At 65.9% G+C, this 20,287-nt stretch carries 19 protein-coding genes; 13 read left to right on the top strand and 6 right to left on the bottom strand.

Annotated features, from left to right (window positions below; translation table 11 throughout):
- The first annotated feature begins 101 nt into the window (after positions 1–101).
- From OG300_RS12000 to OG300_RS11990, 3 genes are all read left to right on the top strand, one after another.
- A complete protein-coding gene (locus OG300_RS12000; protein ID WP_405495156.1) occupies positions 102–764 on the top strand; it encodes a hypothetical protein in 663 nt (220 codons plus the stop codon).
- Between the two features lie 394 nt (positions 765–1,158).
- Positions 1,159–2,925 (top strand): MFS transporter, encoded by a 1,767-nt coding sequence (locus tag OG300_RS11995; protein ID WP_405495154.1) that lies wholly within the window; start codon positions 1,159–1,161, stop codon positions 2,923–2,925.
- 99 nt (positions 2,926–3,024) lie between these two features.
- The gene (locus OG300_RS11990; RefSeq protein ID WP_405495152.1) at positions 3,025–3,387 is read left to right on the top strand and encodes a MarR family winged helix-turn-helix transcriptional regulator; all 363 of its coding nucleotides are present in this window, start codon (positions 3,025–3,027) and stop codon (positions 3,385–3,387) included.
- 5 nt (positions 3,388–3,392) lie between these two features.
- On the opposite strand, the gene OG300_RS11985 is transcribed toward OG300_RS11990, so the two are convergent.
- Together OG300_RS11985 and OG300_RS11980 are read right to left on the bottom strand one after the other, a co-directional pair.
- A complete protein-coding gene (locus tag OG300_RS11985) occupies positions 3,393–3,965 on the bottom strand; it encodes a TetR/AcrR family transcriptional regulator (RefSeq protein WP_405495150.1) in 573 nt (190 codons plus the stop codon).
- Positions 3,966–3,998: 33 nt separating this feature from the next.
- Positions 3,999–5,120 carry an agmatine/peptidylarginine deiminase gene (locus tag OG300_RS11980; RefSeq protein ID WP_405495149.1) on the bottom strand — a complete coding sequence of 374 codons (1,122 nt, stop codon included), beginning with the start codon at positions 5,118–5,120 and terminating at the stop codon, positions 3,999–4,001.
- A 390-nt stretch (positions 5,121–5,510) separates the two neighbouring features.
- Between OG300_RS11980 and OG300_RS11975 the strand changes: the two genes are divergently transcribed.
- Complete coding sequence (locus OG300_RS11975) at positions 5,511–6,800, top strand: dienelactone hydrolase family protein (protein WP_405495147.1); 1,290 nt, start codon at positions 5,511–5,513, stop codon at positions 6,798–6,800.
- A gap of 103 nt (positions 6,801–6,903) precedes the next feature.
- Here the strand turns inward: OG300_RS11975 and OG300_RS11970 are convergent, their stop codons facing one another.
- Together OG300_RS11970 and OG300_RS11965 are read right to left on the bottom strand one after the other, a co-directional pair.
- On the bottom strand, positions 6,904–7,245 hold the full coding sequence (locus OG300_RS11970; protein WP_405495145.1) for a hypothetical protein: 342 nt from the start codon (positions 7,243–7,245) through the stop codon (positions 6,904–6,906).
- A gap of 253 nt (positions 7,246–7,498) precedes the next feature.
- Positions 7,499–8,662 (bottom strand): helix-turn-helix domain-containing protein, encoded by a 1,164-nt coding sequence (locus tag OG300_RS11965; protein WP_405495143.1) that lies wholly within the window; start codon positions 8,660–8,662, stop codon positions 7,499–7,501.
- A gap of 588 nt (positions 8,663–9,250) precedes the next feature.
- Between OG300_RS11965 and OG300_RS11960 the strand changes: the two genes are divergently transcribed.
- On the top strand, positions 9,251–9,793 hold the full coding sequence (locus OG300_RS11960; RefSeq protein WP_405498533.1) for a MepB family protein: 543 nt from the start codon (positions 9,251–9,253) through the stop codon (positions 9,791–9,793).
- Positions 9,794–9,824: 31 nt separating this feature from the next.
- Here the strand turns inward: OG300_RS11960 and OG300_RS11955 are convergent, their stop codons facing one another.
- A complete protein-coding gene (locus OG300_RS11955; RefSeq protein WP_405495141.1) occupies positions 9,825–10,253 on the bottom strand; it encodes a CBS domain-containing protein in 429 nt (142 codons plus the stop codon).
- Positions 10,254–10,343: 90 nt separating this feature from the next.
- Positions 10,344–11,714: a dihydrolipoyl dehydrogenase family protein gene (locus OG300_RS11950; protein WP_405495139.1), complete on the bottom strand. Its 1,371-nt coding sequence runs from the start codon at positions 11,712–11,714 to the stop codon at positions 10,344–10,346.
- A gap of 207 nt (positions 11,715–11,921) precedes the next feature.
- On the opposite strand from OG300_RS11950, the gene OG300_RS11945 reads away from it, so the two are divergent.
- From OG300_RS11945 to OG300_RS11910, 8 genes are all read left to right on the top strand, one after another.
- Complete coding sequence (locus OG300_RS11945) at positions 11,922–12,332, top strand: hypothetical protein (protein ID WP_405495137.1); 411 nt, start codon at positions 11,922–11,924, stop codon at positions 12,330–12,332.
- A gap of 368 nt (positions 12,333–12,700) precedes the next feature.
- Entirely contained in the window at positions 12,701–13,081 is a 381-nt protein-coding gene (locus OG300_RS11940) for an NADH-quinone oxidoreductase subunit A (protein WP_405495135.1), read from the top strand.
- Between the two features lie 71 nt (positions 13,082–13,152).
- Positions 13,153–13,707, top strand: a complete 555-nt coding sequence (locus tag OG300_RS11935) for a NuoB/complex I 20 kDa subunit family protein (RefSeq protein ID WP_405495133.1) — start codon at positions 13,153–13,155, stop codon at positions 13,705–13,707.
- Positions 13,704–14,480, top strand: a complete 777-nt coding sequence (locus OG300_RS11930; RefSeq protein ID WP_405495131.1) for an NADH-quinone oxidoreductase subunit C — start codon at positions 13,704–13,706, stop codon at positions 14,478–14,480. Before OG300_RS11935 ends, OG300_RS11930 begins: the two co-directional genes overlap by 4 nt.
- Entirely contained in the window at positions 14,480–15,811 is a 1,332-nt protein-coding gene (nuoD, locus tag OG300_RS11925; RefSeq protein WP_405495129.1) for an NADH dehydrogenase (quinone) subunit D, read from the top strand. Before OG300_RS11930 ends, nuoD begins: the two co-directional genes overlap by 1 nt.
- On the top strand, positions 15,808–16,503 hold the full coding sequence (gene nuoE / locus OG300_RS11920) for an NADH-quinone oxidoreductase subunit NuoE (protein WP_405495127.1): 696 nt from the start codon (positions 15,808–15,810) through the stop codon (positions 16,501–16,503). Before nuoD ends, nuoE begins: the two co-directional genes overlap by 4 nt.
- A gap of 2 nt (positions 16,504–16,505) precedes the next feature.
- Complete coding sequence (nuoF, locus tag OG300_RS11915) at positions 16,506–17,819, top strand: NADH-quinone oxidoreductase subunit NuoF (RefSeq protein ID WP_405498532.1); 1,314 nt, start codon at positions 16,506–16,508, stop codon at positions 17,817–17,819.
- Positions 17,816–20,287: an NADH-quinone oxidoreductase subunit G gene (locus tag OG300_RS11910; protein ID WP_405495125.1), complete on the top strand. Its 2,472-nt coding sequence runs from the start codon at positions 17,816–17,818 to the stop codon at positions 20,285–20,287. The genes nuoF and OG300_RS11910 overlap by 4 nt, the downstream gene beginning before the upstream one ends.

Below are 20,287 nucleotides of genomic sequence, written 5' to 3'. Positions count from 1 at the left end.
CTGCGCGAATGCTGTGGGCCCACTCGTCCCACGGGTAGGTACCGTCGGAACCCATGGACGTACAGCTGGGACGACGCGCGCTGTTCACCGCGACCTCCGCGGTGGCGCTGGGAACAACCCTGTCGGCATGCGGCGGTGGAAAGAAACACGACAGGGTCGTCGCTTCGACCGCCCCGATGTCCCCACCCGCGTCGACCGGCACCCCACCGACGACCATCATGATCATCCGTCACGCGGAGAAACCGGACGGCTCGGGAAAGCCCTACGGCATCACCGAAGACGGCGACCGCGACGACGAATCCCTCACGGTCCGAGGCTGGACCCGCGCCGGAGCGCTGGTCGGCCTGTTCAACCCGCGCAACACGGACGGGTCCCCAGCTTCCCTGCGTCCCGGATTGTCCCGTCCCGCAACGATCTTCGCGTCGAACCCGGATAAACATGGCAGCAAACGCCCCGAAGAAACCGTGACACCACTCGCGGCCGCCCTCGGTCTGAAGGTCGACAACCGATTCCCGAAAGGCCAGGAGACCGACCTGGTCGCCGCCCTGAACAACGCCCCAGGCCCGGTACTGATCTCCTGGCAGCACGAGAACATCGACGCGATTATCGGCCATCTCGGCCAACCAACCCCGGCACCGCCCACGTCCTGGCCGGGCGAACGCTACGACGTCATCTACGTCTTCACTCGAAATACCAACGGCTGGAACTTCACCCAGCTGCCTCAGCTTCTACTGTCGGGCGACTCCATCAACCCCATCGCCTGAGCGGCGCGCGACGCGCGACTTCGAACCACGTTCAGCCGCAGGGGTATGCGACCGCGGCGATGTGAACCCTCCGGCCCACCGGGATCCCCTCTCGGCTCGACCTGGCAGCCCTTCCCGAAGGCATGGCCTGCGCGATCCTGGAGTACGAATCTCGCCCCTCGGTCTGCCTGAAACTGGCCCTTCGGTCCCGGGTTGTAAGGCGACGATCCGAGACCTGCGACGATCGCGAACACCGTCCGTCCGCCGTGGATTCGATCGCTGACGTGCCGCTTTCACGCTTCGTCGCACGTCAACACCCGGTCTTGGTCAGTGGAACAAATCACAGCATTTCTTTAGTTAGCCTCATGCAACTATATTTGAAGACTGTTCGTTGTTTCATACCCTGGGAGGCAAGATGGCTGCGGCCCCCACCACCGAGCTCGATGCCGGTGATGTCCAGACCATTCGGAGGCGCCTCCGGATCGAGCACGATCATCCGCACTACAAGTGGGTGGCCCTGTCGAATACAACATTGGGCATGCTCATGGTCACTATCAACTCGTCGATCGTGATCATCTCGCTGCCGGATATCTTCCGCGGCATCGATCTCAACCCGCTCGCGGCGGGGAACGTCAGCTACCTGCTGTGGATGATGATGGGCTTCCTGCTCGCGTCCGCGGTGCTGGTGGTCATGTTCGGGCGGCTCGGCGACATCGTCGGGCGCGTCAAGATCTACAACTACGGGTTCGTGGTGTTCACGATCGCGGCGGTGGCGCTGTCGTTCGATCCGTTCACGCACGGCAGCGGCGCGGTCTGGTTGATCGGGTGGCGCGTGTTCCAGGGCATCGGCGGGGCCATGCTGATGGCGAACGCGGCCGCGATCCTGACCGACGCGTTCCCGGCCGAGCAGCGCGGGTTCGCGCTGGGCATCAATCAGGTTGCGGCCGTTGCCGGTTCGTTCCTGGGTCTGCTGCTGGGCGGTCTGCTCGCGCAGTGGGACTGGAAGGCCGTGTTCTGGGTGAGCGTGCCGTTCGGCATCCTCGGGACGGTGTGGTCCTACCGGTCGCTGCACGACAACGGGCAGCGCAACCCGGGATCACTCGACATTCCTGGCACCATCACCTTCGCGGTCGGGTTGACCGCACTGCTGACCGGCATCACCTATGGCATTCAGCCCTACGGTGATTCGACCACCGGCTGGTCCAACCCGTGGGTGCTGGCCGGAGTGTTCGGCGGTATCGCGGTGCTGGGTCTGTTCTGCTGGATCGAGACCAAGGTCGAGCAGCCGATGTTCCATCTGTCGCTGTTGAAGAATCGGGCGTTCGGGCTGGGCAACCTCGCGGGTCTGATGTCCTCGCTCGGCCGTGGTGGTCTGCAGTTCATGCTGATCATCTGGCTGCAGGGCATCTGGTTGCCGCTGCACGGCTACGACTACGAGTCGACGCCGCTGTGGGCCGGTATCTATCTGCTGCCGCTGACCGTGGGTTTCCTTATCGCAGGACCGGTTTCGGGCAAGCTGTCGGACCTCTACGGTCCGCGATTGTTCGCGACCGTCGGCATGGCGATCACCGGTGTGACCTTCGTGCTGCTGGTGGTGTTGCCGGTGGACTTCTCGTACTGGGCGTTCGCGGCGGTCATCGCGCTCAACGGCCTGGGGTCGGGCATGTTCGCCTCGCCCAATACCGCCGAGGTGATGTCCGCGGTGCCGGCGTCACAGCGCGGTGTCGCCTCCGGTATGCGCGGCACGCTGCTCAACGGCGGTATGGCGTTGTCGATCGGCGTGTTCTTCTCGCTGATGATCGTCGGCCTGTCCAATTCGCTGCCGGGCGTGATGAACTCCGGTCTACAGGCGCAGGGTGTGCCCGCCGACGTGGCGCACAATATCTCCGGACTGCCGCCGGTCGGCAGCTTGTTCGCGGCCTTCCTGGGCGTGAATCCGATCGAAGCGCTACTCGGCCCGACCGGCGTCCTCGACCACGCGGGCGTGCACAAGGACGTGCTCACCGGACAGGAGTTCTTCCCGCACTTGATTTCCGGGCCGTTCCACTCGGGTCTGGTCGTGGTCTTCCTGGGAGCCGCGATTATGATGCTGATCGGCGCGGTGGCCTCGTGGTTCGCGGGCAGTCCGAAGGTGAAAACCGAGGCCGCCGAACTCAGTGAAGCCGCCCGCGAGGGAATCTGACCGGAGGAGATTACGCTGCCCGAGCCCGCGAGTGTCGCCGATCCCGACCAGCTCACCGAGGCCGCCGAGCTCTACCACACCATCGGCCGCCTGCTGCGCTTGCTGCGCCATTCCGGAGATCTGGGTTCGTTGAGCCCCGGAGCGGCGTCCGCGCTGGCCACTTTGGCCAGATCGGGCCCGCTGCGGCTGGGTGATCTCGCGGGTGTCGAGCGGGTCAGCGCGCCCACCATGTCGCGGATGGTGACCGGCCTGGAGAAGGCCGGTTACCTCACCCGCGACGCCGACCCGGAAGATGGTCGCGCGCAATTGCTCACGGCCACCCCGGCCGCGCACGACCTGGTCACGGGTCTCACCTCGGCGCGGATTCAGCGGTTCGCGGCGGCGATGGAACACATCGAGCCGCAGCAGCGTGAGGTGCTGATGGCGTCGCTGGGCACTTTGATCGAGGCACTCGAACAGTAAGTCGTTTACGTGCCGAATTCGAGAGTGATTGCGCGGCGCAGGATTTCACGTGCACGGTCGAGGGTGATGGAGTCGCTGTGCCAGCGCTCGCTGAGACCCTCGACCAGTGCGGTGAGATGTTCACCGGCCGCGGCCGCGTCGACGTCGGGGGCGATGGTGCCGAAGTCCTGCGCCTGCTTGATCAATTCTTCGATATCGCCGTTCCACGAGTGCGTCGTGGTGCGCAGCGGTTCGCGAAGGTCCGTGTTGAATACGGCGCTGGCCCGCAATTCGCCCCACGCCAAGCTGGTTTCGCGGACTTCGTCCTCGTCCTGAAGCTCGAGCAGCAGCAGATGTTCGAGCTGCGCGCGCGGATCCTCGAATCCGGTGTACGCCGCGTCGGTGTAGCCCTGGGCTCGATGATTGATGTGCTCGAGGGCCGCGTGCAGGATTCCGGCACGGTCCTTGAAGTGGTAGTAGATGAGTGCGGTCGAGACGCCCGCCTCGGCGGCGAGCTTCTCGACGCGCAGCCCACGCACCCCGTCCTGCGCGATGACGCGAACGGCGGCTTCCAGAATCTGGGTCTGACGCTCTGACACGAGTCCTCACAGTACGGGTGGGTGTGCGGCCGATTACGCGGGTTCCTGCTGCGTGGTGCAGTGGATGCCACCGCCACCGGCGGCGATACCGTCGATATTGATCTGCACCACCTCGCGGTTCGGGAACAGGCGCTGCATCGTGGATTTCGCGGCGGCATCGGTGTCGGCGTCACCGAATTCGGGGCCGATCACCGCGCCGTTGCAGACGTAGAAGTTGATGTATCCGGCTGCGAAATCATCGTTTTCGAACTTCTCGCGCACGATGCTCGGGCTCTCGAGGGTTTCGACCTCGAGCGGGCGGCCGTTGACGTCGGTGGCCGAGTGCAGGATGTCGAGGTGACGCCGCGTCACGTCGTAGTCGAAGGAATCCGGGTCGGTGTCCAGGCCCGCGACAACCACACCCGGGCTGGTGAAGCGCGCGTAGAAGTCGGTGTGCCCGTCGGTGATGTCCTTGCCCGCGATACCCGGCAGCCAGATGACCCTCTTGATCCCGAGCAGGTAGTCGAGTTCCTCCTCGACATCGCGCTTCTTCCAGCCGCGGTTGCGATTGTTGTTGAGCACGCAGCTCTCGGTGATGATCGCGGTGCCCTCGCCGTCGACCTCGAGCGCGCCGCCCTCCAAAACCAGATCGGTGTGCAGTGTTTCGACGCCCGCGCGCCCGGTGACGAACTGCGCGACCTTCGAATCGTTGCGGTGCTGCTGCTTGTCGCCCCAGCCGTTGAAGTTGAAATCGACTCCGGCCTTGGTGTTTCCGGACTTCACGAACACCGGGCCGGTGTCGCGCATCCAGAGGTCGTCGAGGTCGGTGGCGATCAGTTCCACATTCGCGTTGCCGATGAGCGATTTCGCGGTGCCCATGTCCCCCGCGCGCACCAGCATCGACACCGGCTCGTAGCGGGCGATCGTGGTGGCGATGGTGGCCAGGTTGCGCTGCACCTCCGGCACGAGGTTGGCACCCCAGATGCGTTCGTTGGCCGCGAAGGCCATCCAGGTGCGGGTGTGCGGCTGTCCCTCGTCGGGCATCAGCCATTTCCTTCCGTCATCGCGTGAGTTGTCGCCGCTGCTGCCGAAGGGCAGTGCGCTGTCGTTGCAACCAGTCAGCAACAGGCCGCTCAGCGCGGCCATCGTCGACTGTACGAATGTGCGCCGTCGCATCCTCTGTCTCCTTTTCCTGGGCATTCGATCCGAATCATTCCTGGAATCGGGTCGAAAATCATCAGCCCACGCATGCCGTGGTGGCGTCCATCTGCGAGGTGGCGACCCCGCGGCAAGTAAGGACACTAGTTCCTGACTGAATTTTCAGTCAAGCGAGTTTCAGGGTGATCCGGACCTCATGTGGTAGATGTTGAGGCGGTGTCGCGTGACGCTGCCACGAGGACGGCAAGCGCCATGGAGGCACCGGTATCGAGGAGGCCGCCGTGCACAACTACTTCCGAGTCGTCTGAGCCCTGCTCCCCCGCGCCCTACCGAATCGGTCCGGCGCGTTCCTTTATGCGCGTCGAATCTGGTCGGCGCGCGTCCAGGTCTCGATAGAACGGCTTCCTCGTGCCCGAAACCCCTTCTCGCCCTTCGTCGACCGCGATTCCGGATCGCGCTTCGGCGCTCGGCCGTCAACTGGTCGAAGTTCACGACTGGCTGCGCGGCGAACTGTCACGTGTCGCAAGCGAACTCGACCTCTACATCAGCGGCGGTGCACACCCCCTCGACCTGCGCGCCCACTGCCTCACGTTCTGTGAGGCAGTCACTCGCCACCACATGAGCGAGGACGACACGGCCTTCCCCGAGTTGGCCCGGCATTACCCCGAACTCGCGCCGGTCCTGGCGGAACTGCGCGCCGACCACACGCTGGTGGCGGGCATTCTCGGCAAGCTCACAGCACTACTGGATACGGTGAGCCCTGCCAATGCCACCGAGATCCGCCGCGAACTGGATGGCCTGCGAGCCATCCTCGAATCCCATTTCCGCTGGGAGGAGCGTCGAATCGTGGCGGCGCTCAACGAACTCGGCCCCAGCGACCCCACCCACCTGTTCGGCCTCGGCCGAACACCTACCGGTCAACAGGAGAACTCAACGATGACTGCGGTACACGGCATCTCGCTCGACATCCCGACGCCCGACGGTGTCGCCGACGCCTACCTCGCCCACCCCGACGACGGCGCACCCCACCCCGGCGTCCTGGTGATCCAGGACGGTTTCGGCCTGCGTCCCAGCCTGCGCGAACTCACCGATCGCATTGCGGCCCACGGCTACACGGTCCTGACCCCCAACGCCTTCTACCGCAGCGGCCGCGCCCCCGTCGTGGAGCTGCCGGACTTCATCGACACCGCCGAGCGCCCGGAGATCTTCCAGCAGATCATCCCGATGATCCGCAGCCTCACCCCGGAGTCCTTCCGCTCCGACGCCAACGTCTACCTCGACTGGCTGGCCGCGTCTCCGCTCGTCACCGACGGCAAGGTCGGCGTCACCGGCTACTGCATGGGCGCCCGCCTGGCCGTCCTCACCGCCGCAAACTTCCCCGACCGCGTCGCGGCAGTCGGTGGCTTCCACGGCGGCCCCCTCGTAACCGACGCCCCCGACAGCCCCCACCTCTCCGCCGCAAACATCACCGGCGAGGTCTACATCGCCCAGGCGGGCGAAGACCGCCACATCACCCCCGAACACAACGCCACCTTCGACAAGGCCCTCGAGGCCGCCGGCGTCCCCCACCGCACCGAGGTCTACGAGGGCGCCCACCACGGCTACACCCAATCCGACACCTCCGCCTACGACGCCGATTCCGCCGAACGCCACTACCAAGAACTCCTCGCCCTCTTCGACCGCAACCTCAAGGTCTGACCAAACCCGCCAGCCAGGCGTTCATGATCAAGGAGCTCTCACCGTTGAAATCGGCATGATTCTCACGGTGGGAGCTCCCTGATCTTGCTCAGCCCCAACGGGATCAGTGGCACCCCATATCGGCGGGTGCGTCAGGCGGAATGATCCACCGCGCAAAGGTCTGCTCCGGCGAAACGATGATCACATCGGCCCGCTCCACCAGCTCCGACGGCACCTCCCCACCCTCGAAATGCTCTGCCCCAGGCACGATCACCGCCTCGACCCCAAGATTGCCCACCAAAACCCGCAGTCGATGCAAAGGCCGATCCGTATGCGGACCGAACACCACGGTCTTCCGCAGGTCATACCCCAACCGCGCCGCCAAACTCCGAATCTGAATCTCATCCCACTGCTGCCGCGAACCCGATATATCTTGTCGCAGATACCCGATGGCCCCTGGCTTCATCGTTGACTCCTCTCAAATCCTGGACGTGGCCTGCGCGAAATTGCGGCAATGGCCACAACGGGTTCGGCGAAGGTCCCGGGACATTGCTGTCTCCGAATTCACCTGACGCAAATCAGCGCCGCGTGCACTTCGCCTCTTCGGTGGGCTCGAGCCGTGGAACCAGGTTCGTTCACCAACGGCTCAGCGACAATGGCACTTTCGCCAGGCACCGGACGGAAGTGCCACGCGGCAGACCCGCAACTGACCGTTCGGCTCAGTACTCCAACTGGATCAGGTCTGCGAGCTCTCGCATATCCGAGGTAAGAGTGCGGCGTTTGTCGATCATGCCGGTCAGGAGATCCTTGGCGAGGCGCTGTTCGATGAGCCAGGAACGAGCTTCTCGGGAGAGCTTCATGAGGACGTCGAGCGAGGCGTCGTAGTGGCGAAGTTCGATATGGGCGGCCGCGACATCGAGGAGGTGGCGGTTGCGGTTGTCCGAAGTGGGACGCAGATCGGCCGGAACATCCGCAGCAAGATGGAGAGCAAGGTCAGGCCGTTCGTCTATAACGGCGTTCTCCACTCGCTTCATCGCCACGGTAGCCGCATCGAAGATTGTCCAATAGTCGCGCTGTGCATCAGGTTCGCGCCTGAGCGCGATGGCCCCAGCCTGGGCAAGCCGCATCATGCCGTCCGCCTCGTCGGGGCGGTTGTCGCGGATCGCGGCGGCAGAGCCCCGCAGGAGTAGCCATCCCCACGTGGAGATTTCACGTTCGGTGCCACACGACAGGCGCGGCTCGATGCGGTCGGCCCAGCCCAACGCGAGATCCTCGACCTGTTGGAACTGCCTCTCCACCAACATGAGCCAGCTCAGCGTGACAACCACCGATGCCGCGTCGAGCGGATTGCCAGTGGATTCGGCCTCCACCATGGCCCGCTCCAAAGCGATGCGCCCACTGCGCAATTGCCGAGTCTGCACCATTACCGATCCAGCCAACTGCAGGATCCGAGCCCGCAGCAACGGCGACGCCTCTCCCCCTTCCGCAATGAGCCCCGGCAGCACCCGCGCGAGCTGACCGTACTCGTTGTCGTGATAGAGCCGAACTGCCCCACTGAGCAATTCGCCGATGCCATCCCCTCCTCCTGGCTCACCCCGACCATCACCGGTTGCCATAACGTCGAGCGCCCGCCGAGTCTCAGCCCAGTTCTCACCATTTCGACTATCCGGAGGCCGAGGCGCAGACCCGATCAGCGCCGTGAGCGGACACCCCAACGCCACAGCAAGCTTCCGCAACGTCGCAATTCGCGCATCATCGCGCTCCCCCTGTTCGATCTTCCGAACAAAAGACACCGAAACACCGGACTGCCCCGCGAGCTCACGTTGCGTGAGCCCTCGTCGCTTACGCACCGATTGCAGGCGCTGCCCCAAGTCGCCGCTCATGAATCCAGCGTAGTAGCCCTGCTTCTCCCCAGGGTGGCCATCGCGACAAGCTTCTCCATGATCAACGAGCGCTCACTGTCAAGAATCGGACATATTCTCGCGGTGAGTGCTCCTTGATCATGATTGATTGCGGTCCGCGCGGATTGGTGAGCGGCAGGCGGCGGGCGATGCCAAATTTCAAGCTGTGCGACCGAGTTCCGACGCGGTGTGGTCGAGTTCGGCTGCTGCGCGAGAGAGTTCGGCGGCGATACGAGACAGCTGCGCGACGGGGCTGCCCTGGTTTTCAGTCTGTGCAAGGTTGCGTGGCGGGTTGATCTCGGGCACACCAGCACATCGGCATTCGCGATGGCGTTCCGTGATTGGAAGGGCCACACCGCAGGGCAGTTCGCACGCTTGACCTACGGGGCCCAAAGGCTGCGGCCCCTTGGCAGCGGTTCGCACCCTGACTCCACACGGACTCAGCGCAGTCGCGAGGCGCCGCGGCCGAACGTGATTGCCGCCGGATGACGACGACTCCGGTACATTTCCGTCCATGGCGACCGCGACACGGCAACGGGAAGCCGGACTCGACCTCGGGTTGGCTGGGTGATGGCATCGGACCCGCGACAGGTCGCGGTGGCCGAGGCAGTACATCTTTTCGGCTGTCTGGGTTTGGAGTTTTCCGGCGCGGTTCCCGAGATGGAGAACGCCGAGTACGGGGCGTTCGTTTCTCGCGTCGGTCGCGGGTCGGCCAGGTTCCGAGTCGGCAAGCTGACCCCGAAGAAGGTGGGAATGTTCGTGACGGTGTGGAAACGGGCGGCCGATGGGTCGACGGAGCCATTCGCCGCCGAGGATGGCACCGATCTGTTGGTGATCACCGTCCGGGAGGGACAGCACGTCGGTCAGTTCGCGTTCCCCAAGAACGCGCTGGTCGAGCATGACATCGTTTCCGTGGAGGGCCGAGGTGGGAAGCGCGGGTTTCGCGTGTATCCCCCGTGGTCCGCGACCCGGAACCGGCAAGCGATGCGGACCCAGCAGTGGCAGTGCGACTACTTTCTCGACCTTCACGACGCCCGGCAGATCGACCTTCGGAGAGCACACATCCTCTACGGCATTGCGCAACCGGTGTCCGCGCCACAGCACGGACAGTGAGATGCCGGTGAAGATTCGTGAGTGCAAACGGTCAGCTGTGGAGGTAGCGGACCAAGGCCTCGCGTTCGGTTTGGAGTTCGGAGATCTGGCTTTTGACTACGTCGCCGATGCTGATGATGCCGATCATGCGGCCGTCGGAGAGGACGGGGATGTGGCGGATTCGGTGTTCGGTCATGGTGGCGTTGAGGGTCTCGACGCGGTCTTCGGGGGAACACGTGTGGACTGTGGCCGTCATGATCGAGGAGACCGGGGAATCGAGGAGATCGGCGCCGGTGGTGTGGAGGCGGCGGACCACGTCTCGTTCGGAGACTATGCCTGCCATGGTGGTGCCGTCAGGCGAGACTATTACCGCGCCGACATTGTGTGCCGCAAGGATTCTGAGTAGTTCGCGCACTGATGCATCCGGTGCAATGGTGACTACGTCGGTGCCCTTCCGACGCAGAATTTCCGATATTCGCATGTGTCCACCGCCCAACGCTCGGGACTTTCGATGGTTACCAGAATGCCGCTGGAGCGGGGGCGGTGAACAGCAACGAATACGCGGGGATGTCTAACCGGCAGCGAGGGCTTCGAGGGCGGCTTCGATGGCGCGGTGGAAGGTGGGGTAGGCGAAGATCAGTTCGCGCAGGGTGCTGGTCTGCACCTCTGCATGGACTGCCACCGAGAGCGCGCTGAGTACTTCGCCACCTTGCGGGCCGACCGAAGTTGCCCCGACCAGAACGCCACGATCGGCGTCTTCGATGAGCTTGATGAAGCCCTCGTTGCCCACCTTCTGGATCCAACCACGAACGGACGTAGGCACTTCCGTGCATCCGATGCGAACTCGCAGTCCGGCGGCGCGGGCCTGCTCCTCGGTCATACCGACCGCCCCGATCTCCGGATCGGTGAACGTCACACGCGGCACCGCACGGTACTGCGCGACCTCCGAACCGTCACCGAGGATGTCGTTCGCCGCAATCCGGGCCTGGTACATGGACATATGAGTGAAAGCGCCCTCACCCGTGATGTCACCGATGGCCCACACCCCGTCGGCGGCACGCATCCGGTTGTCCACCGGGATTGACTTCGCGCCCTCGTCGAGCCCGATCGCACCGATTCCCAAGCCCGCCAAATCCGTTCGACGCCCGGTCGCGACCAGAATCTGCGCGGCGCTGACCGACGAGCCATCCGACAGCTCGAGCGTGAACTCGCTCCCGTCATGCTGCACCCCGGCCCCGCGCACCCCGCTGCGCACCGTGATCCCTTCCGCCGCGAACACTTTCGCGAGCAACTCCCCGGCTTCCGGTTCGTCACGTGGCACCAGCCGTCCCACCACGGTGACCCGCGACCCGAACCGCGCGAAGATCTGCGCGAACTCCACGCCCACCGGTCCCCCGCCCAGCACGATCAGCGATTCCGGCACCGAGGTCGTCGTCACCGCCTCCCGGTTGGTCCAGTACGGCGTGCCCTCGAGCCCCGGCAGTGGCGGAACCGCCGGAGCCGTACCCGGATTCAGCACGATCGCCCGCCCGGCCCGGAACACCCGGTCACCGGCGTCCGTCGCCACCGTCACCTCTCCGGCCGCGCTGATCCGCCCCCACCCGCGCACGAATCGTCCGCCCGCCTTCTCGAAGCGCTCGACCGCGACAGTGTCATCCCAGTTATCGGTCGCCTCATCACGAATCCGCGCGGCCACCGGTGCCCAATCCGGTCGCACCGTCGTGCTGCCCGCGAGCTCGTCCACCCGCCGCGCCTCAGCCAGCGCACCGGAGGCCCGCACCATCATCTTGGTGGGAATGCAGGCGTAGTACGGACATTCGCCGCCGACCAGCCGCCCTTCCACGCCGATGACGGTGAGCCCGGCCTGCGCGAGCCGGGTTGCCACGTCCTCGCCTCCCGGACCCATTCCGACGACCACGACATCCACGGATTCCGCAGGCACAGCAGCTCCTTCGTTCGACGACACGCTCTTCGGAAACGCTATCGGGGCCGCAAGGGGCCGGTAAGTCCGGCTCGCCGTCCGCACGATGTGCGTCATGCTTCCGTCATGCGTGGAATATCCGCTTCGTGCCGCGGAATCCCGCGACGCGCCGACCGGTTCGGTCGAAGCTGCTCCGAACTGCGGTGCCCTGGCCGTACCATCCGGAGCGTGGCCGAAGGTAAACGCCCCGCCGCACTGCGGGTTCTCGTGTACAGCAATGATGCCGATACTCGGAGCCAGATCATGATGGCTCTGGGCAGACGGCCGCATCCGGATTTGCCGCCTATCGAATACACCGAGGTGGCTACGGGTCCGGTCGTGATCGAACGCATGGATGCTGCGAAGGTGGATCTGGCGATCCTCGATGGTGAGTCCGCGCCGACCGGCGGTCTGGGCTTGGCCAAGCAGCTCAAGGACGAAATCGCCGACTGCCCACCGATTGTCGTACTCACCGGCCGCCCGGACGATGCCTGGCTGGCCAATTGGTCGCGTGCCGAGGCCGCGGTCTCGCACCCGATCGACCCGATCCGCCTCACCGACGCGGTCCTCGGCGTGCTCGGTAGTAGCTTCGCCGCATAAATAGCCCGATTCGGGTGCCGGTTCGAGGGTTTCGGGCCGAGTGTTTCCGACCGCTGTGCCGGTTGTCGCCCTACCTGGGCAAACCCATGTCACGTGACATTCGCGATTGCGTCCAATCGGTCATAAAAGACCGTTCCGAATTCGATCAAACGCTATCGCGAATCGTCATGTATCTTGACGCCCGAGTTGTAGTCTGTGCCGTAGCTCACACCGAGTGCGGGTGAGGCATCACTGGTGATGCCCCACTGACATCGTCCATACCCCGCACACGCGGGGGCGATCCGGAGACCGGCCGGCGATGTCGGCCCGCGCCTCGGCAGCTGCCGTCCGTAGTGCGTCGTCCAGCTCGCAGGAGGGGTAGTGCTGTTGTGAATATCGAGGTACCGACCCTGGTTCTCGGCGCGGTAGCCGCCGGGTTCGGGGTGTTCTCCCTTTTCCTGGCGGCCCTCATCGGCCCCAAACGCTACAACCGGGCCAAGCAGGAAGCCTACGAATGCGGCATCGAGCCGACCCCGCACGCGGTCGGTGGCGGTCCGGGAGATGCTGGGGGCCAACGCTTTCCGGTGAAGTACTACCTCACCGCGATGCTGTTCATCATCTTCGACATCGAGATCGTGTTCCTGTACCCGTGGGCCGTGCATTTCGATTCGCTCGGAGTGTTCGGGCTGGTCGCGATGGCGTTGTTCGTCTTCAACGTCTCGGTCGCCTACGCCTACGAGTGGCGACGCGGCGGGCTCAGCTGGGATTGATTGCCGCACAGCGGAATTCGAATCGGAATCCCCGCCCGCGGGGATCAGCCACACGGGAGATGTAGTCCGACATGGGTCTCGAAGAAAAACTGCCCAGCGGGTTCCTGCTGAGCACGGTGGAAGATATGGCCGGCTATCTGCGCAAGAGTTCGCTGTGGCCGGCGACGTTCGGCCTGGCGTGCTGCGCGATCGAGATGATGGCCACCGGCGGTGGACGATTCGATATCGCCCGCTTCGGCATGGAGGCCTTCCGCGCCTCCCCGCGCCAGGCCGATTTGATGATCGTCGCGGGCCGGGTGAGCCAGAAGATGGCCCCGGTCCTGCGTCAGGTCTACGACCAGATGACCGAACCGAAATGGGTGCTGGCCATGGGGGTCTGCGCATCCTCGGGCGGCATGTTCAACAACTACGCCGTCGTGCAGGGCGTCGACCACATCGTGCCGGTCGACATCTACCTGCCCGGTTGCCCGCCGCGGCCGGAGATGCTGTTGAACGCGATCCTGAAGCTGCACGAGAAGATTCAGGAGATGCCGCTGGGCGTCAATCGCGAGGAAGCCGTGCGCGCCGCCGAGGCCGCCGCACTCGCCAGCACCCCGACCATTCAGCTGAAGGGGCTGCTCCGATGACATTCGACGCACCGACGGACACCGCGGCACCCACCGGCACCGAACGTCCCCCGGAGGACGCCGTGGACCAGACCGAAAACCCGCCCGAAACAACGGAACCCGAGCCCGAGACGGCCCCCGCCGATGAGGTGATCGGGGTCCGCAAGGGCATGTTCGGCGTCTCCGGCACCGGCGACACCTCCGGCTACGGCCGCCTGGTGCGCACCGTCAGCATGCCCGGCGGCACCCCGCCGCCCTACGGTCCGGTCTTCGACGAGATCATCGCGCACCTGCGCCTGGCGCTGGCGACGAAGTTCGACGAGGCGATCGAGAAGATCATCGTCTTCCGCGGCGAACTCACCCTGCACATCCACCGCGAACACCTGCCGGTGGTAGCGAAGACGTTGCGCGACAACGAAGCCCTGCGCTTCGAACTGTGCCTGGGTGTCAGCGGCGCGCACTACCCGGAGGACACCGGGCGCGAACTGCACGCCGTCTACCACCTGACCTCCATCACCCACAATCGCCGGGTGCGGCTGGAAGTCTCGGTGCCGGACAGCGATCCGCACCTGCCGTCGCTCTACTCGGTGTATCCGACCGTGGACTGGCACGAGCGTGAGACCTACGACTTCTTCGGCATCCTCTTCGACGGGCACCCCTCGCTGACCCGGATCGCCATGCCCGACGACTGGCGTGGCCACCCGCAGCGCAAGGACTATCCGCTCGGCGGAATCCCGGTCGAATACAAGGGCGCGCGCATCCCGCCGCCCGACCAGCGGAGGGCTTACCAGTGATGAACGACATCGACACGCATTCGCTCCCCGAGACGGAGGGCCGCCCCGAACGCGCGGTGACCGTGGTCGGCAACGACTGGGACGAGATCCGCAACCAGCTCGACGGCGTCGCCGAGGAACGCATCGTCGTGAACATGGGTCCGCAGCACCCCTCCACCCACGGGGTGCTGCGCCTGATTCTCGAGATCGAGGGCGAGACCGTCACCGAGGCCCGCTGCGGAATCGGCTACCTGCACACCGGGATCGAGAAGAACCTGGAGTTCCGCAACTGGATCCAGGGCGTCACCTTCGTGACCCGGATGGACTACCTGTCGCCGTTCTTCAACGAGACCGCCTACTGCCTCGGCGTCGAGAAGCTGCTCGACATCACCGATGACATCCCTGAGCGCGCCAGCGTCATTCGGGTGATGCTCATGGAACTCAACCGCATCTCCTCGCACCTGGTGGCCCTCGCGACCGGCGGCATGGAACTGGGCGCACTGACCCCGATGCTGTTCGGCTTCCGCGAACGCGAACTGATCCTCGACGTGTTCGAGAACATCACCGGTCTGCGCATGAACCACGCCTACATCCGACCCGGCGGCGTCTCGCAGGACCTGCCCGAGGACGGCGTGCAGAAGGTGCGCGAACTCCTCGACCTGCTGCCGAAGCGCCTGCGGGACATGGAGTTGCTGCTCAACGAGAACCCGATCTGGAAGGCCCGCACCCGCAATGTCGGCTACCTGGATCTGACCGGCTGCATGGCCCTCGGCATCACCGGCCCGGTGCTGCGCGCCACCGGTCTGCCGCACGACCTGCGCAAGTCCCAGCCCTACTGCGGTTACGAGAACTACGAATTCGATGTCCAGGTCGACACCGGCTGCGACTGCTACGGCCGCTACCTCATCCGCGTCAACGAGATGAAGGAGTCGGTCAAGATCGTCGAGCAGTGCCTCGACAAGCTGCGACCGGGCCCGATCATGGTGGAGGACAAGAAGATTGCATGGCCTGCCGACTTGCAGCTCGGGCCGGACGGCCTCGGCAACTCTCCGCAGCACATCGGCAAGATCATGGGCACCTCGATGGAATCGCTCATCCACCACTTCAAGCTGGTGACCGAGGGCCTGCGGGTCCCGCCCGGCCAGGTGTACGTGGCGGTCGAATCCCCGCGCGGTGAGCTGGGCGTGCACATGATCAGCGACGGCAGCACCCGGCCCTACCGGGTGCACTATCGCGACCCGTCCTTCACGAATCTGCAAGCGGTGGCGGCGATGTGCGAGGGCGGCCTGGTCGCCGACGTGATCGCCTCCGTCGCCTCCATCGACCCGGTGATGGGTGGTGTGGACCGATGACCGAGATCATGCTGAACCTGACCGTGCGGCCGATTCCCTACCCGGAGAAGGTGTACGACCGGCTGGCGCTGGAAGCCAAGGAGATCATCGAGCGCTACCCGCATCCCCGTTCGGCACTGCTTCCCCTTTTGCATCTCGTGCAATCGGTGGAGGGGTACGTGTCGGGGACCGGCATCGAATTCTGCGCCGGGCAGCTCGGATTGACCGATGCCGAGGTCACCGCGGTCGCGACGTTCTATTCGATGTACCGGCGCACACCGACCGGTGACTTCCACGTTGGGGTCTGCACGAACACCCTGTGCGCGGTGATGGGCGGCGACGAGATCTTCTCGGAGCTGAAGCAGCACTTGGGAATCAAGCACGGGGAGACCACCGCCGACGGCGCGGTCACGCTCGAGCACATCGAATGCAATGCGGCCTGCGACTACGCGCCGGTGATGACGGTCAACTGGGAGTTCTTCGACAACCAGACGCCCGACTCCGCCAAGGGCATGGTCGACGCGCTGCGTCGCGGCGACGAGGTCACCGGCACGCGCAGCGGTATTCCGCTGTGCACCTTCCGCGAGACCGCCCGCATTCTCGCCGGTTACGAGGATCAGCGCCCCGGGGCCACGGACGGCGCCCCCGGACCCGCGACCCTCGCCGGACTGGAAGTCGCCGAACAGGATTCGACCGACGGAGGCGTCAAGTGACGATCGCTCTCACCCCCGTCCTGAGCAAGCACTGGGCGGATCCCGAGGGCTGGACACTGCCCGCGTACCGCCGTCAGGGCGGCTACAAAGCACTGCCGAAGGCGCTGCGCATGCAGCCCGACGAGGTGATCGCGAGCATCAAGGACTCCGGTCTGCGCGGTCGCGGCGGCGCGGGCTTCCCCACCGGCATGAAGTGGGGTTTCATCCCGCAGGGCCCCGGCCCGGACGGCGTCACCAAGCCGCACTACCTGGTGGTCAACGCCGACGAGTCGGAACCCGGTACGTGCAAGGACATTCCGCTCATGCTGGCGAGCCCGCACGTCCTCATTGAGGGCGTCATCATCGCCGCCTACGCGATCCGCGCCTCGCACGCGTTCATCTACGTGCGAGGCGAAGTCGTGCCCGTATTACGCCGTTTGCAGGCCGCGGTCCAGCAGGCGTATGCCGCAGGCTATCTCGGCCGCAATATCCAGGGTTCCGGCTTCGACCTGGAGATCGTGGTGCACGCCGGAGCGGGCGCCTACATCTGCGGTGAGGAAACCGCGCTGCTGGATTCCTTGGAGGGCCGTCGCGGTCAGCCGCGGCTGCGTCCCCCGTTCCCGGCCGTCGCGGGCCTGTACGCCTGCCCGACCGTGGTCAACAATGTGGAATCCATTGCGTCCGTGCCGTCGATCATCGCCAACGGTGTCGACTGGTTCCGGTCCTTCGGTTCCGAGAAGTCGCCGGGCTTCACCCTGTACTCGCTCTCCGGTCACGTGACGCGACCGGGCCAGTATGAGGCGGCCCTGGGAATCACCCTGCGGGACTTGCTGAAATACGCCGGCGGCGTCCGCGCGGGCCACACCCTGAAGTTCTGGACCCCGGGCGGCTCCTCGACCCCGATCTTCACCGCCGAACACCTCGACGTCCCCCTCGACTACGAGGGCGTCACCGCCGCGGGCTCCATGCTCGGCACCAAGGCCCTCCAGATCTTCGACGAGACAACCTGTGTCGTGCGCGCGGTCCTGCGCTGGACCGAGTTCTACGCCCACGAATCCTGCGGCAAATGCACCCCCTGCCGCGAGGGCACCTACTGGCTCGTCCAACTCCTGGAACGCCTGGAACGCGGCCAGGGCGACGAGACCGACCTGGACAAGCTCGCCGACATCGCCGACAACATCAACGGCAAGTCCTTCTGTGCCCTCGGTGACGGCGCGGCCAGCCCGATCTTCTCCTCCCTCAAGTACTTCCGCGACGAATACGTCGAGCACATCCACCTCGGTGCCTGCCCGTTCGACCCGGCCCGCACCACGGTGTGGGCCCAAGGAGCGCGATGACCCAGACCGCAACACCCAGTACCGGTGGGGGCGTCGCACCCACCGACATGGTGACCGTAACCATCGACGGCACAACGGTTTCGGTGCCCCCGGGCACTTTGGTGATCCGTGCCGCCGAACTCATCGGCACCCAGATCCCCCGCTTCTGCGACCACCCACTGCTCGACCCGGTCGGCGCGTGCCGCCAGTGCCTGGTCGAAGTGGAGGGTCAGCGCAAGCCGGTCGCGTCGTGCACGCAGACCGTCGCCGAGGGCATGGTGATCCACACCCAGCTCTCCTCCCCCGCCGCCGCGAAGGCCCAGGAGGGAGTGATGGAGCTGCTGCTCATCAATCACCCCCTGGACTGCCCGGTGTGCGACAAGGGCGGTGAGTGCCCGTTGCAGAATCAGGCCATGTCGGCCGGGCGCGCCGAATCCCGTTTCGACGGTGTGAAGCGCACCTACCCCAAGCCGATTCCGCTGTCCTCGGCGATCCTGCTGGATCGGGAACGCTGCGTGCTGTGCGCGCGCTGCACCCGCTTCTCGCAGCAGGTCGCCGGTGACCCGTTCATCGAACTGATGGATCGTGGTGCGCTGCAACAGGTCGGCATCGCGGCCGGGGAGCCGATGGACTCCTACTTCTCCGGCAACACCGTGCAGATCTGCCCGGTGGGCGCGCTCACCGGCAGCACCTACCGGTTCCGGGCCCGGCCCTTCGACCTGGTGTCGAGCCCGGCGGTGTGCGAGCACTGCGCGTCCGGCTGCTCGCAGCGCACCGATCACCGCCGCGGCAAGGTGATGCGCCGTCTCGCCGGTGACGACCCGCAGGTCAACGAGGAATGGAACTGCGACAAGGGCCGTTTCGCGTTCGCCTACAACACCGAACCCGACCGGCTCACCACACCGCTGGTGCGCAGCTGGCAGGACGGCACCCTGCAACCGGCCTCCTGGTCGGAGGCGATCACGGTGGCCGCGCGCGGGCTGGCGTCGGCGCGCGGCAATGCCGGGGTGCTGCTGGGCGGGCGCGTGACCATGGAGGACGCCTACGCGTACTCCAAGTTCGCGCGAGTCGCGTTGAACACCAACGACATCGACTTCCGCTCCCGCGAGCACTCCGCCGAGGAAGCCGATTTCCTGGCCGCCCGCATCGCCGGGCAGGGCATCACGGTCGACTACGCGGCCCTCGAACGGGCGCCGTTCGTGCTGTTCGTCGGCTTCGAGGCCGAGGAAGAATCGCCGATGGTGTACCTGCGGCTGCGCAAGGCGGCCCGCAAGTACGGCACCGCGATCTACTCACTCGCCCCGTACATGACCCGCGGCCTGCAACGACTGTCCGGCACCCTGCTCTCCACCGCGCCCGGCGGCGAGCCGCACATCCTGGAAGCCATTCGCACCGGCGAACCCGACTCCACCGCACTGAGTTCGACGCAACTGCGAGACATCGCCTCGCTGCTGCGCGAGCCCGGCGCGCTGATCCTCGTCGGCGAACGTCTCGGCGGCATCCCCGGTGGCGTCTCCGCCGCCGCGCGCCTGTCCGACGAGACCGGTGCGGCCCTGGCCTGGATCCCCCGGCGGGCCGGAGAACGCGGCGCGCTCGAGGCCGGTGCCCTGCCGGTGCTGCTGCCGGGTGGTCGCCCGGTCGCCGATCTCGCTGCACGCCAGCAGGTTCGGGAGGCCTGGAACGTCGAGGACCTGCCCGTCACGGCAGGCCGGGACCTGTCCGGCATCCTCGCCGCCGCACCGACCCTGGGCGCACTGCTCATCGGTGGCGTCGAGGTCGGCGACATGCCCGACCCGCACGCGGCCCTGGCCGCCATCGACGCCGCCGGCTTCGTGGTGTGTATGGAATTGCGGCGCAGCGATATCAGCGACCGCGCCGACGTGGTGTTCCCGGTGGCCTCGGCCATGGAGAAGACCGGCACCTTCCTCACCTGGGAAGGCCGCCACCGCCAGTTCGACGCCGCGCTGCGCGACTCCACCGTGCGCCGCGAGGCCGCGCCCCTGCCCGAATACCGGGTACTGGACGCGATTTCCGCCGAAATGGGCATCCGCCTCGGTCTTCCCGACGCGGCCGCGGCTCGCGCCGAACTGGCCGACCTCGGAACCTGGGACGGACCGGCCGCCGCAACCCCCGTGCACCGGCCGCATCCGATCGCCCAGCCCAATGCGGGCACCGCGATCCTGTCGTCCTGGCGCATGCTGATCGACCGGGGACGCCTGCAGGACGGCGAACCCAACCTGGCCGGTACCGCCCGCACCCCCGTGGTGCGGCTGTCCGCGACCACCGCCGCCGAAATCGGCGCCACCACAGGCGATCCCGTCACCGTCGGCAACGATCACGGCCACATCACCCTGCCCCTGGTCATCACCGAGATGCCCGACCGCGTGGTGTGGCTGCCCATGAACTCTTCCGGGTCCGACGTGCTGGTGCAGCTCGGCACCACACCCGGACACCTCGTGCGCATCCGTCGGGAGGACCACCGTGAGTGA

This window comes from Nocardia sp. NBC_00511 (genome assembly GCF_045161165.1).
In the GTDB taxonomy this organism is placed as follows: Bacteria; Actinomycetota; Actinomycetes; order Mycobacteriales; family Mycobacteriaceae; genus Nocardia.
The sequence above is the reverse complement of the archived record's forward strand: the minus strand, read 5'-3'. Positions and strand labels throughout refer to the sequence as shown.